The organism is Pseudomonas sp. PA-7-1E (assembly GCF_021605325.1).
GTDB classification, from domain to species: domain Bacteria; phylum Pseudomonadota; class Gammaproteobacteria; order Pseudomonadales; family Pseudomonadaceae; genus Aquipseudomonas; species Aquipseudomonas fluorescens_BV.
Genome location: NZ_WKFA01000012.1, coordinates 132,984 through 147,271 on the forward strand (window position 1 = coordinate 132,984; position 14,288 = coordinate 147,271).

Genomic DNA, 14,288 nt, shown 5'->3' on the forward strand with positions numbered 1-14,288 from the left:
GCAGCAATTAAAATGTACGAACCGGTTAGTTTTTGGTGCGATTATCGAACACTAAGCCTCTTTGGCGAATTGACGACTTTTTAACCACTGCGCACCATCGACCGGGCAATTCGCTCATGTAACAAAGACCCAGAACACACCATAAGAATTTCAAAAAACGGGTACAAACCTCATGCCTCTGCAAAATTCAGCCCTGGCCGCGCGCCCGGGCAACCCGCACGCCGGCATCGGCGACAAGATCCGCGGTGCCCTGGCCGTGGGTAAAACGCGCTGGGGCATGCTGGCCCTGGTGTTCTTTGCCACCACCTTGAACTACATCGACCGCGCCGCCCTGGGCGTGATGCAACCGATCCTCGCCAAGGAAATGAGCTGGACGGCGATGGACTACGCCAACATCAACTTCTGGTTCCAGGTCGGCTACGCCATCGGCTTTGTGCTGCAAGGCCGCTTGATCGACCGGGTCGGCGTCAAGCGCGTGTTCTTCTGCGCCGTGCTGCTGTGGAGCCTGGCCACCGGCGCCCATGGCCTGGCCACCTCGGCGATCGGCTTTATGGTCTGCCGGTTTGTCCTCGGGCTGACCGAAGCCGCCAACTACCCGGCCTGCGTCAAGACCACACGCTTGTGGTTCCCGGCGGGTGAACGGGCAGTGGCCACCGGCATCTTCAACGCCGGCACCAACGTCGGCGCGATGATGACGCCCATGCTGCTGCCGTTGATCCTGCACGTGTGGGGCTGGCAGGCAGCGTTCCTGTGCATGTCGGCACTCGGCGGTATCTGGCTGGTGCTCTGGGGCTTGAAGTACTACAACCCGGAAGACCACCCCACCGTTAAACAATCCGAACTGGACTACGTGCAACAGGAAGTCGAGCCGGAACAACCCCGCGTGCCGTTCAGCCGCATCCTGCGCATGCGCGGCACCTGGGCCTTCGCCCTTGCCTACTCGCTCACTGCGCCGGTGTTCTGGTTCTACCTGTATTGGCTGCCGCCGTTCTTGAACCAGCAATACAACCTGGGCATCAACGTGACCCAGATGGGCATTCCGCTGATCATCATTTACCTCACCGCCGACTTTGGCAGCGTGGGCGGTGGGATCCTGTCGTCATTCCTGATCGGCCGTGGGATGAACTCGATCAAGGCGCGGCTGTTGTCGATGTTGCTGTTCGCCTGCTGCATCGTCGGCGTGATCATGGCGGCCGGCTCCAGCCAGCTGTGGGTCGCGGTGTTCGCCATCTCCCTGGCCATCGGCGCGCATCAGGCCTGGACCGCCAACATCTGGAGCCTGGTGATGGACTACACGCCCAAGCACATGATGAGCACGGTGTTCGGTTTCGGCGGCATGTGCGCGGCCATCGGCGGCATGTTCATGACCCAGATCGTCGGCCATATCCTCACGGTGACCAACAACAACTACACGGTGTTGTTCACCCTGATCCCGGCGATGTACTTCATCGCACTGGTGTGGATGTACTTCATGGCGCCGCGCAAGATCCCCACGGTAGACGTTTAACTAACGCCGCCGCTGCTGCCAGGCAGCGGCCAACCCGCTCATGCAGATCACCCCGATACCCACCACCGTGGTCATATCGGGGGTATGGCTGAACACCAGCCAGCCCAACAACCCCGCGAACACGATCTGGCAATAGCCAAACGGCGCCAGCAAGGCCGGCGCCGCGAAGCGGAACGCCTGGGTGAGCATCAGGTGTGCGGTCATCCCGCAGGTGCCCAGCGCCACCATCATCACCGCGTGCCACAACGTCGGCACTTGCCAGAAGAACGGCACCATCGCACTCATCACCAAGGTGTTGCACAGGCCGGCGAAGAAGTTGCTGGTGGTCGGGCTGTCGTATTGGCTGAGGATGCGCGTGAGCAACTGGTAGAAGCAGAAGAACAGCGCCGAGCACAGCGGCAGCAGTACCGCCGGGGTAAACAGCTCGCCGCCGGGGTGGATAATGATCACCACGCCGATAAACCCGCAGATCACCGCCAGCCACTGGCCACGGGTCACGTGCTCACCGAGCAACGGCACCGACAGCGCCGTCACCAGGATCGGCGCAAGGAAGTTCACCGCTGTAGCTTCGGCCAACGGGATGTAATGCAGCGCCGTGGTGAAGAACAGGCTGGTGCCCAACAGGCATAACGCCCGCACCACCTGCATGCCCGGCCGCTTGCTGCGCAACACGCGCAAGCCCGATTGCGGCAGGAAGATCCCGGCCATCAGCAAGGTGTGCACCATGTACCGCGCCCACACCACCATCACGATCGGGTAAAACCCGGCCAGGTATTTGGACAAGGCGTCGTGGCTGGAGAACAGGAACGTCGCCAGCACAATCAGCAGGATGCCTTTGAACGGATGGTTGACGCCGGAGAGCGGGGTACTGACAGTCATTGAATTCTCTTGTGTGGCGAGCGGGACGCTGAGCGCTGAACCAAGTCGCGCTCAACCCGGTAATCTAGCAGCCGGGCCGGAGTCTGCCCCAAGAGCATAACCAAACACCGGGCGAACAGCGCACTAAATCGATGGATCCGAGTCCAACGCTGCACGCTCGCCCCGGCGTTGCACACTTTTTAACCAAGGCCTTGCCGCTATGAAAAAAATCCTCTTTGCCCTGTCTGCCCTCGCCCTGCTCGCCGCCTGCGATAAAACCCCGAAAGAAGCCCCCAAGCCCGCGCCCGCCTCCGTGCAAGCGACCCTGGTGCCCGAAACCCCGCCCACCGATAAATGGGTCGGCAAGTGGGTCGGCGTCGAAGGCTTGCACCTGACCATCGCCAAGGACGACAGCATTGGCCGCGGCCACTACCTTCTCACCATGCAATATGGCCTGGACGCCGATGACGCCGGCACCTTCAAAGGTGAGGCCGCTGAAGACGGCATCGCCTTCACCCGCCCCGACGGCCCGCAGCTGTTGCGCGCTGGCGATGGCGCCGCCACCGGTTTGAAGTGGCTGGCGGATAAAAAAGACTGCCTGATCGTTGCCACTGGCGAAGGCTATTGCCGTTAATACCGGCCATAATCAATCACGGTTAGCACACAGAGGATTGCTCCCATGCTATGGAAAAAAGGCCGACGCAGCGACAACGTGGTGGATGCCCGTAACGACAGTGGCGGCGGCGGTGGCGGTATGCGCTTCGGCGGCGGCAAGGGCCTGAGCCTCACGGCCATCGTGCTGATCGTCGGCATTGGCTGGCTGACCGGCCAGGACCCGATGCAGATTCTTGGCCAATTGACCGGCCAGATGGAACAGGCGCCGTCGGTCAGCACCCAGCCGCGTCAAGCGCCGCCAGCCAACGATGAGCAAGCCGACTTTGTGCGCGCTGTGCTGGGCGATACCGAAGACACCTGGGGCCAGGTGTTCCAGGAAAATGGGCTGGCCTATAAGAACCCGAAACTGATCCTGTTCCGTGGCCGGGTGAACTCAGCCTGTGGTGGCGCCACCTCGGCCAGCGGCCCGTTCTACTGCCCGGCTGACCAGCAGGTGTACCTGGACCTGGATTTTTTCCGGGAAATGTCGCAACGCTTCCAGGCCGCCGGTGATTTCGCCCAGGCCTACGTGATCGCCCACGAAATCGGGCACCACGTACAAACGTTGCTGGGCATCTCGTCCAAAATCCAGGCAGCGCGCCAACAGGGTCGGCAGATGGAAGGCGACGGTGGCCTGCTGGTTCGCCAGGAACTGCAAGCCGATTGCTTTGCCGGCGTGTGGGCCAACCATGCGCAAAAACGCCTGAACTGGCTGGAACCCGGTGATATCGAAGAGGCCCTGAACGCAGCCAATGCCATCGGCGATGACCGCTTGCAGCAACAGGGCCAGGGGCGCGTGGTACCAGACTCGTTCACCCACGGCACCTCGGCCCAGCGCGTGCGCTGGTTCAAGACCGGCTTCGCCCAGGGCCAGATCACTCAATGCGATACCTTCGCGGCCAAGAGTCTCTAAATGATCAAACGGTTGGGGTTACTGCTGGGTGTGCTCGTGTCCTGTTGCACCTTCGCGGCTGAACACGGCGTCAAGGTGGTCAGCCCCGAACGCTTTCATCTGGAGGCCGGCGACCTCAGCCTGGGCCTGAGCCAAAACTGGGGCCAGCCGCTGCCCAAGGTCACGCGCGCATTGATCATCGTGCATGGCCGCCTGCGCAATGCACAAACCTACCTGCAAAGCGGCATCGACGCCGCCGAGCATGCCGGGGTGGGCGGCAGTACGCTGGTGATCGCGCCGCAGTTTCTCAATCAAGCCGACGTGAAGCGCAACCGCCTGGGCGACGAGGTATTGCGTTGGAAGGGTAACGACTGGATGGCCGGGGAAGCGTCCACCGGCCCAGGGCAGATCAGCTCTTATGGCGCTCTGGACCAAATCATCAAGCACTTGGGCAACCGCAAACTGTTCCCGGCACTGAAAGAAATCGTGGTCGCCGGGCATTCCGGTGGCGGCCAAGTGGTGCAACGCTTCGCCCTCACCGGCCACGACCACCCATTGCTGCACACCGAGGGCATCCGCCTGCGGTATGTGGTGGCTAACCCGTCGTCCTATGCGTACTTCAGCCCGCAACGCCCGGTGACGTTCGACATCGCCAATTGCCCAGGCTTCAACGACTGGAAGTACGGCATGCAAAACCTGCCGGATTACGTGGGGGGCCGAGGTGCCCAGCAACTGGAACAAGACTACGTCTCACGCGACATCACTTACCTGTTGGGCCAGCAGGACACCGACCCCAACCACCCGGCATTGGATAAAAGCTGCGAAGCCGAAACCCAGGGTGCGTATCGACTGCTTCGTGGCCACAACTACTTTGACTACCTCAAGCAGCGGCATCCGCAGTTGGGCCACCGGCTGGTAGAAGTGCCGGGGGTGGGGCATGACGGGGATAAGATGTTTACCTCGCCAGAGGGGGAAAAGGTACTGTTCGCCCAGTAGCACCTGAAGGAACCCCATCAAAATGTGGGAGCTGGCTTGCCTGCGATGACGGACTGTCAGTTGATAAAGTGTCAGCTGACCCAACGCTATCGCAGGCAAGCCAGCTCCCACATTTGCTCTCTGTCGCCCGGCTTAGATCATTCGGCGCAGCGCCGCACAATCCTCGGCATGCCAATCCGCCAATTCCGGCCAAGGGTTCTCCGGCAAGTTCACCAACACCGTCCTGGTGCCCGCTGCCCGGCCACAATCCAGGTCAAAGCGATAATCCCCGACCATCACCATTTCGCGGGGTGCTACGTCCCAAGCCGCCGCCAGTTTCAGCAACCCACCGGGATCCGGCTTGTGCGGCGCATCATCGCGCCCCAGCACGTCCTCAATGGCAAAGCAGTCCGCCAGGCCTATCGCCTCCAGGGTGATATGGGCCAGCTCCCGCGCATTACGGGTCAGGATCCCCAAGCGATAACCGCGCCCAGCCAATTCGCGTACCAGCTCAACGGCACCTTCGGCCGCAATGGAACCCAGCGCCAGCTCGCGCTCATGCTCCAGCAACCAGGCATGTTTGGCCTCCGCGACATCTGCCGGCAATGCCGCGAGGTGCGTGAGAATGTCGTCTTCAGGCGGGATCTGCAGCGCCACGCGGATAGCCGCAAAATCATGCACCGCCACCGTGAGGGTGCCGTCCATGTCGAACACCCAGTGCTTCACGTCGCAGAGGCTCATGCCCAATCCTTGCGATGGCGAATCAAACCTTCCTGGGTCACCGACGCCACCAGTTGCCCGGCGCGGTTGTACACGCTGCCCCGGGAGAAACCCCGGGAGTTGCCAGCCCACGGGCTGTCCATGGCGTACAGCAACCAGTCATCGGCACGCAGGTCGGCGTGGAACCACAGCGCGTGATCGAGGCTGGCGACCTGCATGTCTTTCTGCCACACGGTCTTGCCATGGGGCAGCAACGAGGTGGTCAACAGGCCGAAGTCCGAGGCGTAGGCCAACAGGTATTTATGCAACGCCGGCGTGTCCGCCAAGGCACCGTCGGCACGAAACCACACGTACTTGACTGGGTCGGACGGCTGCGGGTTGAAGGGGTCTTTTTCGGTGACCGGGCGCACTTCGATGGGCTTGGGGCACAGCAGCTTGTCGCGCATGTGCTCGGGGATCAGGTGCGCACGTTGCTGGGTCAGCTCCAGCTCCGACGGCAGGTTTTCCGGGCCCACTACCACCGGCATGGTGGTCTGGTGCTCGAAGCCTGCTTCGTCGTACTGGAACGAGGTCGTGCAGGTGAAGATCGGATTGCCCTTTTGAATCGCGGTGACACGACGCGTGCTGAAACTGCCACCGTCGCGCACGCGGTCCACCGAATACACCACCGGCAACGCGGCATCGCCAGGGCGCAGGAAATAACCATGCAGGGAATGCACATGCCGAGCTTCTTCTACGGTCTGGCTGGCCGCCGACAGCGACTGGCCGAGCACTTGGCCGCCGAACAGTTGGCGAAAGCCCAGGTCCTGGCTGCGGCCGCGAAAGAGGTTTTCCTCGATCGGCTCCAGGGTCAGCAAGTCCACCAGATCTTCCAATACTTGGCTCATTGAAACTCTCCTCAAAGCAAAACGGTATCTACCTGTAGGAGCGAGCTTGCTCGCGAAGGTCGTTAACGATGACGCAGCGCTTCTGGTTTACCGCAGCGCTCTTGCGTTCTTCGCGAGCAAGCTCGCTCCTACGGGTTTCTGTTGAGCATGACCGCCTGCTTATCCGTGCAGCGTGTCCAACCATTGGGCGCGGGTGATGCGGTACAACACGTGAGGGCGCAGCGGGTCACCGGCTGCGACTTTCGGGTGTTCAAAATCTGCCTGCGGATCGTAATGCATACCGATGGCCTGCATGACTTTTTGTGAGGGCAGATTGGCTTCAGTGGTGAAGGCCAGGATTTCGTCCAGTTGCAAGCGGTCAAAACCACAGCGCAACGCCGTCCAGGCCGCCTCACTGGCATAACCCAGGCCCCAATGTTCGCGGGCCAGGCGCCAGCCAATTTCCACCGCAGGGGTAAAGCCGGCTTCGAAGCTGACATTCGCAAGGCCCGTCAGGCCGATAAATTCACCGGTGTCCTTGCGCTGCAAAGCCCAGAACCCAAAGCCATATTCAGCAAAATGCCCGCGAATCCGGCCGATCAACGCTGCGCTCTCCAAGTGGCTCAATTGAGCCGGGAAGTAACGCATTACCTGCGGGTCGGCGCACATGCGCGCAAAGTCCGGCAGGTCGCTGTCGCGCCATTGGCGCAGCACCAAGCGTGCACTTTCCAATTCCAGTATCGGCTCCATGGGTCCCCCTGCCTTGCCATGTGCGTGAGTGTACAGCGCTGTTAAGATCCGTCGCAGGTTCCCGTCAGAAAATCCCATGCCCTTGCCATTGATCTACCACGAAGACTACAGCCCTGAGTTCCCGGCGGACCACCGGTTCCCCATGGACAAGTTTCGCCTGTTGCGTGACCACCTGGTGGACAGCGGCCTCACCGAAGACAGCCAATTGCTGCGCCCGCCGCTGTGCCCGGCAGACATTTTGGCCCTGGCCCATGAACCTGGGTATATCGAACGCTACATGAGCGGCGAACTGTCCCGCGAGGACCAACGCCGCCTCGGCCTGCCGTGGAGCGAAGCCCTGGCCCGGCGCACGGTGCGTGCGGTGGGCGGCTCGATACTGGCGGCCGAACAGGCCCTTGAACATGGCCTGGCCTGCCATTTGGCCGGTGGCACCCATCACGCCCACTACGACTATCCGGCGGGCTTTTGTATTTTTAATGACCTGGCGGTGATCAGCCATTACCTGCTGGCCAGCGGCCGGGTCAATCGCGTGCTGATCTTCGATTGCGACGTGCATCAGGGCGACGGCACCGCACGCATCCTGCACAACACGCCAGACGCCATCACCGTGTCGCTGCACTGCGAAAAGAACTTCCCGGCACGCAAGGCCCAGAGCGACTGGGACATCCCGCTGCCCATGGGCATGGGCGATGCCGACTACCTCAAGGTGCTGGATGACGCGCTCAACTACCTGCTGCCGCTCTACCAGCCGGACCTGGTGCTGTACGACGCCGGCGTGGATGTGCACAAGGACGACGCCCTTGGTTACCTCAAGCTGACAGACGAAGGCGTCGCCGCCCGTGATGAAAGCGTGATGCGCCACTGCCTGGGCCGCGACATACCGGTGATGGGCGTGATCGGTGGCGGCTATAGCAAGGACCGCCCTGCCCTCGCCCGCCGCCACGGCATCCTGCACCACAGCGCGCAGCGGGTATGGACGTCATCAGACTGTCATTGAAGTGTGAGCGTTACCCACAATGCCTGTGGAACGGCCTGTGGATAACTTGAGCGTAAGCGGCTACAAGCGTTTGACCGCATGGCCTGTAGGAAAGTGTACGTTTTTTGATCAGGCAGCGGCGTCGTGGTCGGGTAGAATGCTCGGCCTATTCACATCACCGTAGCCCTGCCCATGCCTCAGACTTCTACCCACCACGTCTCCATTATCGGCGGCGGCCCCGCCGGGCTGATGGCCGCCGAAGTCTTGAGCCAGGCTGGCGTGCGCGTGGACCTGTACGACGGCATGCCGTCGGTGGGGCGCAAGTTCCTGCTGGCAGGCGTGGGCGGCATGAACATCACCCACTCCGAGGCGTACCCGGCGTTCCTGTCGCGCTACGCCGAACGCGCCCCGCACATGGCGCCGCTGCTGCGCAGCTTTGGCGCCGAGGCGTTGTGCGAATGGATCCATGGCCTGGGTATCCAGACCTTTGTCGGCACCTCCGGCCGCGTATTTCCTACCGATATGAAAGCCGCGCCACTGCTGCGCGCCTGGCTCAAGCGTCTGCGGGAGCAAGGTGTGGTTATCCACACCCGTCATCGTTGGACGGGTTGGAATGACGAGGGCGATTTACTTATCCACAGCCCGGACGGCGAAAAAGTTGTCCACAGCGACGCTGTGCTGCTGGCCCTGGGCGGCGGCAGCTGGTCGCGATTGGGCTCCGACGGCGCATGGCTCAACCTGTTTGAAGGCAAAGGCCTGCCCTATGTGAGGCTGCAACCGAGCAACTGCGGGTTTGAAGTGTCGGCATGGAGCGAGTTGATGGTCAGCAAATTCGCTGGCGCGCCGTTGAAAAACGTCGCCATTGGCCTGGGGGATGACAAGCCTCGGCTGGGCGAATGCGTGATCACCGCCACCGGTATCGAAGGCAGCTTGATTTACGCCTTATCGGCGCCGATTCGCGAAGCGATCAACCGCGACGGTGCGGCCACGGTGCATATCGATTTGCTGCCCAGCAAGCCGCTGGACAAGGTGCAGGCCGCATTGGCCAAGCCCCGTGGCTCGCGGTCGATGAGCAAGCATTTGCACAGTCAGCTGGGGTTGGATGGCGTGAAAGCGGCGTTGTTGCGCGAGCTGACGCCTGCTGAACACTTCACCGACCCGGCGCAATTGGCGGTGGATATCAAGGCGTTGCCGCTGACGTTGGTGAAAACGCGGCCGATGGATGAGGCGATCAGCACGGCGGGTGGTGTGCCGTTTGAAGCGCTGGATGAGCGGTTGATGCTCAAGCCGTTGCCTGGGGTGTTTTGTGCGGGGGAAATGCTCGATTGGGAAGCGCCGACCGGTGGGTATTTGCTGACCGGGTGTTTTGCCAGTGGCCGGGCGGCTGGGCTGGGGATGTTGGAATGGCTCCAACGCTGATCGTTCCCACGCTCTGCGTGGGGATGCCGCCAGGGACGCTCTGCGTCCCGCTTTAGGTTCGTGACGCAGAGCGTCACAGGATGCGTTCCCACGCGGAGCGTGGGAACGATCAAATGCGGCCGATGGATGAGGCGATCAGCACGGCGGGTGGTGTCCCGTTTGAAGCGCTGGATGAGCGGTTGATGCTCAAGCCATTGCCTGGGGTGTTTTGCCAGTGGCCGGGCGGCTGGGCTGGGGATGTTGGAGTGGCTCCACCGCTGATCGTTCCCACGCTCTGCGTGGGGATGCCGCCAGGGACGCTCTGCGTCCCACTTTAGGTTCGTGACGCAGAGCGTCACAGGATGCGTTCCCACGCGCGTGGGAATGATCAATCACTTCTTCTTACGCGGCCCAGTATTAAACACCGGCACCTTGCGCACCGGCTTGATCGACGGCTCAGCCGGGGCTACTTCCCCACTGTCCACCCACTTGCCCAGGTTGCGCTTGCCGCCACCGCCGGACGCCTTCGGCTTCTTCGGCTTTTTCGGTTTCTTCACCACCTGCCCGCTGGCATCGGTGTCCGGCACGCGGTGCTCCGGCTCGAAATCCGGTTCCATCTTGCGGGTGAGGGTCTGGCGGGTCAGCATCTCGATGGCCGAGAGCATGTTCACCTCATCGGCACACACCAGGGAAATCGCCTCACCGGTGTTGCCCGCACGCCCGGTACGGCCGATACGGTGGATGTAGTCTTCGGCCACGATGGGCAGATCAAAGTTGACCACCAGCGGCAGGTCTTCGATATCCAGGCCACGGGCCGCTACGTCGGTGGCCACCAGGATCTGCACGTCGCTGGCCTTGAAGCGGTCCAGTGCGCGTTGGCGGGTGGCTTGGGGTTTGTCGCCATGGATGCCGTCGGCGTTGATCCCCAGGCCCTGCAACTTGTCCACCAAGGCGTCTACGCCGTTGCGGGTCTTGGCGAACACCAGCACTTGCTTCCAACGGCCCTTGCGCATCAGGTGCACAAACAGCTCCGGCTTGCGCTTTTTGTCTACCGGCACCACCCACTGTTTAACGGTGTTGGCGGCAACGTTGCGCGGGCTGACTTCGATGCTCAGCGGGTCGTTGAGCATCTGCCCGGCCAGCAGGCGAATGTCATCGGAGAAGGTCGCGGAGAACAACAGGGTCTGGCGCTTTTTCGGCAGCATGCGATAAATGTTGGCAAGCTCTTCGGAGAAGCCCAGGTCGAGCATGCGGTCGGCTTCATCCAGCACCAGGGTTTGCAGCTGGTTGAGCTTCAGCGCGTTCTGGCGGAACAGGTCGATCAGGCGGCCAGGGGTGGCGACCAGAATGTCGACGCCTTTGCGCAGCTTCATCATCTGCGGGTTGATGCTCACGCCGCCGTACACCGCGTAAGTGGTCAGCGGCAGGTGTTGGGCGTACTCGGCAACGCTGGCATGAACCTGCTCGGCCAGTTCACGGGTGGGGCACAGGATCAGCGCACGCGCCGAGTTGGCGGCGACTTTCGGCCCTTCCATGGTCAGCAGTTGCAGCAGCGGCAAGGCGAAACCTGCGGTCTTGCCGGTGCCGGTCTGGGCCGCGGCCATCAGGTCGCGACCGGCCAGCACTGCCGGAATGGCTTGCGCCTGCACCGGCGTCGGGGTCTGGTAGCCAAGCGTCTCAAGGGCGCGCAGCAAGGGTTCGATCAGGCCAAGGGTGGCGAAAGTCATGTAGTTACCGTAGGAAAAATTCAGCGCAAGGGCGTAATGCGCGGCAGTTTACCTTATTTCGGGTTTGGGCTTGCGCCATTGGGGCAGGCTGATCAGCAACACCGCGCTGATGATCACCAGCATTGCCAGGGCTTCTTCCAGGCCGATGCTCTCACCCACGAACACAATCCCCAGCAACACGGCGACGGCCGGGTTCACATAGGCGTAGCTGGTCGCCGCCGCCGGGCGTACGTGCTTGAGCAGGTACATATAAGCGTTGAAGGCGATGATCGAGCCGAACACCGTGAGGTACGCCAGGGCCAGCCAGCCTTCCAGCGGCGGCATGGCCTTCAGGTGCTCGCCAGACAATGCGCTGACGATCAGCAGCGCCACGCCAGCCACGAGCATTTCCGCAGCGCTGGCCATGGCGCCTTGGGGCAGCGGCAAATGGCGGCTCCACACCGAGCCGAAGGCCCAGGACGCCGCCGCCATCAACAGCAACACCGCGCCCAGTGGGCTCGACTGCAAGGTACTGCCCATGTTGAGCATGGCGATGCCGATGATCCCCAGCAGCACGCCTGCCCATTCCAACCGCGTATTACGCGCGCCCCAGAAAAAACCACACAGCAAGGTAAACAGCGGCACCGTCGCCACCGCCAGCGCCGCCACGCCGGACGACACGCCCATATGTTCCGCCACGCTGACGCCACCATTGCCCACGGTGAGCAACAAAATCCCGATCATCCCGGCCGCCTTCCACTGCGGCCAGGTCGGCGCCGGCACCCCGCGCCACCTGAGAAAGCCGTACATCAACGCGCCCGCCGTGCAAAACCGAATGCCCGCCAGCAACAACGGCGGCCAGTACTCCACGCCAATGCGGATCACCAGGTAGGTGGAACCCCAGATCACATACAACGCAAAAAAGGCGGCGATCAACGGTAAGGGAAAGCGACGTGGGCCAGGCATTGGGCGGCTCTATGGCAGGAAATGGGAGACTTATTCTAGAAACGAAGGTGGATAAACTTAAGTTACAAAACCTGTTTAAAACGCCAATACACTTCTCAAACCATGGTTATCAAGGCTATAAACCGTGCTTTCGAAAGCCACGCGCAACCGGAGCCTTATCATGGACAAATACGACCGCATGCTCCTCAGCGCCCTGCTTGAAGATGGCCGTGCTTCCTACGCGCAACTGGCGCGCACCGTGAACCTCTCCGCACCCGCCGTGGCCGAACGCGTGGCCAAGCTTGAGGCCAGCGGCGTGATCACCGGCTACCAGGCCAAGGTGGATTTATCCAAAGTGGGCTTGCCGGTTCAATGCGTGATTGAGTTGCGGCTGACCAACCATGGCAGCCAAAAGGTGTACGACGCCCTGGCGGAGATACCCGAACTGACCGAATGCCACCGCGTCACCGGCGACCCCTGCGTGATCATGCAAGCGGCGGTGGGCTCGATGCCCGAGTTGGAGAGCCTGATTAACCGCGTAGCGAAGTTTGGCTTCAGCAAGACCTCGATTATTTTGTCCAGCGCGATAGAGCGGCGGGTGCCGTTGGGGCAATTGGAAGCCAATGGGAAAAATGCTGGCTGAGCGATCGTTCCCACAGGGATCGCGTACTGCCCGAGCGACGCGGTCAACTGTGGGAGCTGGCTTGCCTGCGATGGCGTCAGTGGCCTCACCGAAGAGTCGAACGCTGGACGATCAAATCGACTATCTGCTCGATGGTCGTGATGTGATCCCAATCCTCCTGCGTCGCTTGCAGCTTGAACTGCCACTTGATCTGCATGACAAAGCAGGTCACGTCGTCATCAATGATGTCGAAGTCATGGATGAAATCGGTGTGCTCCGTCACTTCGCTTCGGTCGATAAAACCGATGATATCCACGAACAGCTGGATCACTTTTTCGCTGATGTCGGCTCTGGCCAGGCTACCTTCCATTTCTCGCCTCATAGGCACACTTACCAATACTGACCAGGTCAAAGACTGCAAGCCCGGCAGCGACGAAGGGCATGCCCCGCCCGATGATGCCAAATACCCGCACCGTGCCAGACGTTGCCTTTGCCATTCTGTCCATGGTGGGTTGCCTGATCAACGTACGAGGGAAAAAGCGCATTCCGATCAGGCTAGCCAGGTTCGTGGTTTTGCTGGAGCCGACGTGAACCCAAGCACCCACCACAATTTTGCTTATGGGTATGCCCGCCGCGTCAGTGATCACTGTGGCTGCCGTGAGGCCGTAGTGTTGCTGTGTACATTTCCAGAGTTCATCAAACGTCGTATCGGGCGCAACGGGGTCAGCGTGAATCGGCTTGAGTAACTGGTAATGAGGGCCATGACTCCAACCTGGCAAACTCGGCAACACCATGACTGCCGGGCAGCTTGTCATCGTGTTGCCCACATGAAACGCCATGCTTGAACTGGAACCCAGATCAATGCCATTTGATTCAAGTTCCAACTTGCTTCGCATGATCGCTGTATGAAGGTCGCTTTCCTGCATGTTCTTTGTCCCTGTGCGTGAATGACACACAGAATGGTAGGTCGCAGTAAAACGTGATGGATGAGTAAAGAAGAAAACCAGAAAGGTCCTAACTCATAGCCGGATTTGACCTACCGACCATTCAGCGCTCAGGTGCCTTGTTTGCGTCGGATTCGGTAGCCAGTCTCGCCCTGTCATCGAATGCTTGGTGACCGGACGTGCAAGTCCGACGCCCAGGCCCACGCATCGGACGGAGTGATGAGATGCGTTGGGTGGAGATGGCGAAGGGGATGGTGGGCCAGGCGTTGGAGTGCCCACAGCCTCGATAAACGACGCATAACCCAAGTGTGAGCCGGGCTTGCCCGCGATAGCGGAGGGTCAGGCAACAAATGGCTGGCTGATACGCCGCTATCGCAGGCAAGCCAGCGCCCACATGGGAACTCCAGTGTTCTTGAGGCAGTAGCCGGATCAGAACCCGCGCTGTTTGCTGATCGTTCCCACGCTCTGCGTGGGA

General features: G+C 61.3%; 15 protein-coding genes and 1 pseudogene. 8 read left to right on the forward strand and 8 right to left on the reverse strand.

Annotated features, from left to right (window positions below):
• Window positions 1–172: 172 nt before the first annotated feature.
• Window positions 173–1,507 carry an MFS transporter gene (locus tag GIW79_RS10925; RefSeq protein WP_236455648.1) on the forward strand — a complete coding sequence of 445 codons (1,335 nt, stop codon included), beginning with the start codon at window positions 173–175 and terminating at the stop codon, window positions 1,505–1,507.
• Here the strand turns inward: GIW79_RS10925 and GIW79_RS10930 are convergent, their stop codons facing one another.
• Window positions 1,508–2,386, reverse strand: a complete 879-nt coding sequence (locus GIW79_RS10930; RefSeq protein WP_236455650.1) for a DMT family transporter — start codon at window positions 2,384–2,386, stop codon at window positions 1,508–1,510.
• A gap of 199 nt (window positions 2,387–2,585) precedes the next feature.
• On the opposite strand from GIW79_RS10930, the gene GIW79_RS10935 reads away from it, so the two are divergent.
• Genes GIW79_RS10935 through GIW79_RS10945 form a run of 3 tightly spaced genes read left to right on the forward strand, consistent with a single transcriptional unit; the run spans window position 2,586 to window position 4,907 of the window.
• A complete protein-coding gene (locus GIW79_RS10935) occupies window positions 2,586–2,999 on the forward strand; it encodes a lipoprotein (protein WP_034126935.1) in 414 nt (137 codons plus the stop codon).
• A gap of 45 nt (window positions 3,000–3,044) precedes the next feature.
• Window positions 3,045–3,932, forward strand: a complete 888-nt coding sequence (ypfJ, locus tag GIW79_RS10940; RefSeq protein WP_014720040.1) for a KPN_02809 family neutral zinc metallopeptidase — start codon at window positions 3,045–3,047, stop codon at window positions 3,930–3,932.
• On the forward strand, window positions 3,933–4,907 hold the full coding sequence (locus GIW79_RS10945) for an alpha/beta hydrolase (protein ID WP_236455652.1): 975 nt from the start codon (window positions 3,933–3,935) through the stop codon (window positions 4,905–4,907).
• A 132-nt stretch (window positions 4,908–5,039) separates the two neighbouring features.
• Here GIW79_RS10945 and GIW79_RS10950 read toward each other — a convergent pair whose 3' ends face one another.
• The 3 genes from GIW79_RS10950 to GIW79_RS10960 all read right to left on the reverse strand — a co-directional run bounded on the left by GIW79_RS10950 (window position 5,040) and on the right by GIW79_RS10960 (window position 7,222).
• Window positions 5,040–5,627, reverse strand: coding sequence for an HAD family hydrolase (locus GIW79_RS10950; RefSeq protein ID WP_034126933.1), 588 nt, complete (start codon window positions 5,625–5,627; stop codon window positions 5,040–5,042).
• A complete protein-coding gene (tesB, locus tag GIW79_RS10955) occupies window positions 5,624–6,493 on the reverse strand; it encodes an acyl-CoA thioesterase II (protein ID WP_054896170.1) in 870 nt (289 codons plus the stop codon). The genes GIW79_RS10950 and tesB overlap by 4 nt, the downstream gene beginning before the upstream one ends.
• A gap of 159 nt (window positions 6,494–6,652) precedes the next feature.
• Window positions 6,653–7,222 carry a GNAT family N-acetyltransferase gene (locus GIW79_RS10960; protein ID WP_054896171.1) on the reverse strand — a complete coding sequence of 190 codons (570 nt, stop codon included), beginning with the start codon at window positions 7,220–7,222 and terminating at the stop codon, window positions 6,653–6,655.
• Between the two features lie 76 nt (window positions 7,223–7,298).
• Here GIW79_RS10960 and GIW79_RS10965 point away from each other — a divergent pair, with 76 nt between their 5' ends.
• The 3 genes and pseudogenes from GIW79_RS10965 to GIW79_RS10975 form a co-directional block, all read left to right on the forward strand.
• On the forward strand, window positions 7,299–8,219 hold the full coding sequence (locus GIW79_RS10965; RefSeq protein ID WP_236455662.1) for a histone deacetylase family protein: 921 nt from the start codon (window positions 7,299–7,301) through the stop codon (window positions 8,217–8,219).
• Between the two features lie 171 nt (window positions 8,220–8,390).
• Entirely contained in the window at window positions 8,391–9,617 is a 1,227-nt protein-coding gene (locus tag GIW79_RS10970; RefSeq protein ID WP_236455664.1) for a TIGR03862 family flavoprotein, read from the forward strand.
• Between the two features lie 116 nt (window positions 9,618–9,733).
• A pseudogene (locus tag GIW79_RS10975) lies at window positions 9,734–9,829 on the forward strand (hypothetical protein); the annotation flags it as partial.
• Window positions 9,830–9,988: 159 nt separating this feature from the next.
• Here the strand turns inward: GIW79_RS10975 and GIW79_RS10980 are convergent.
• Window positions 9,989–11,323, reverse strand: coding sequence for a DEAD/DEAH box helicase (locus GIW79_RS10980; protein WP_019818046.1), 1,335 nt, complete (start codon window positions 11,321–11,323; stop codon window positions 9,989–9,991).
• A gap of 48 nt (window positions 11,324–11,371) precedes the next feature.
• The gene (yedA, locus tag GIW79_RS10985; RefSeq protein WP_200583411.1) at window positions 11,372–12,268 is read right to left on the reverse strand and encodes a drug/metabolite exporter YedA; all 897 of its coding nucleotides are present in this window, start codon (window positions 12,266–12,268) and stop codon (window positions 11,372–11,374) included.
• 160 nt (window positions 12,269–12,428) lie between these two features.
• Here yedA and GIW79_RS10990 point away from each other — a divergent pair, with 160 nt between their 5' ends.
• Window positions 12,429–12,890, forward strand: a complete 462-nt coding sequence (locus GIW79_RS10990; RefSeq protein WP_072448276.1) for an Lrp/AsnC family transcriptional regulator — start codon at window positions 12,429–12,431, stop codon at window positions 12,888–12,890.
• Between the two features lie 85 nt (window positions 12,891–12,975).
• Here GIW79_RS10990 and GIW79_RS10995 read toward each other — a convergent pair whose 3' ends face one another.
• Both GIW79_RS10995 and GIW79_RS11000 read right to left on the reverse strand, forming a co-directional pair.
• Entirely contained in the window at window positions 12,976–13,239 is a 264-nt protein-coding gene (locus GIW79_RS10995; RefSeq protein WP_054918078.1) for a hypothetical protein, read from the reverse strand.
• Window positions 13,229–13,795 (reverse strand): hypothetical protein, encoded by a 567-nt coding sequence (locus GIW79_RS11000; protein WP_057975539.1) that lies wholly within the window; start codon window positions 13,793–13,795, stop codon window positions 13,229–13,231. Before GIW79_RS11000 ends, GIW79_RS10995 begins: the two co-directional genes overlap by 11 nt.
• Window positions 13,796–14,288 lie beyond the last annotated feature (493 nt).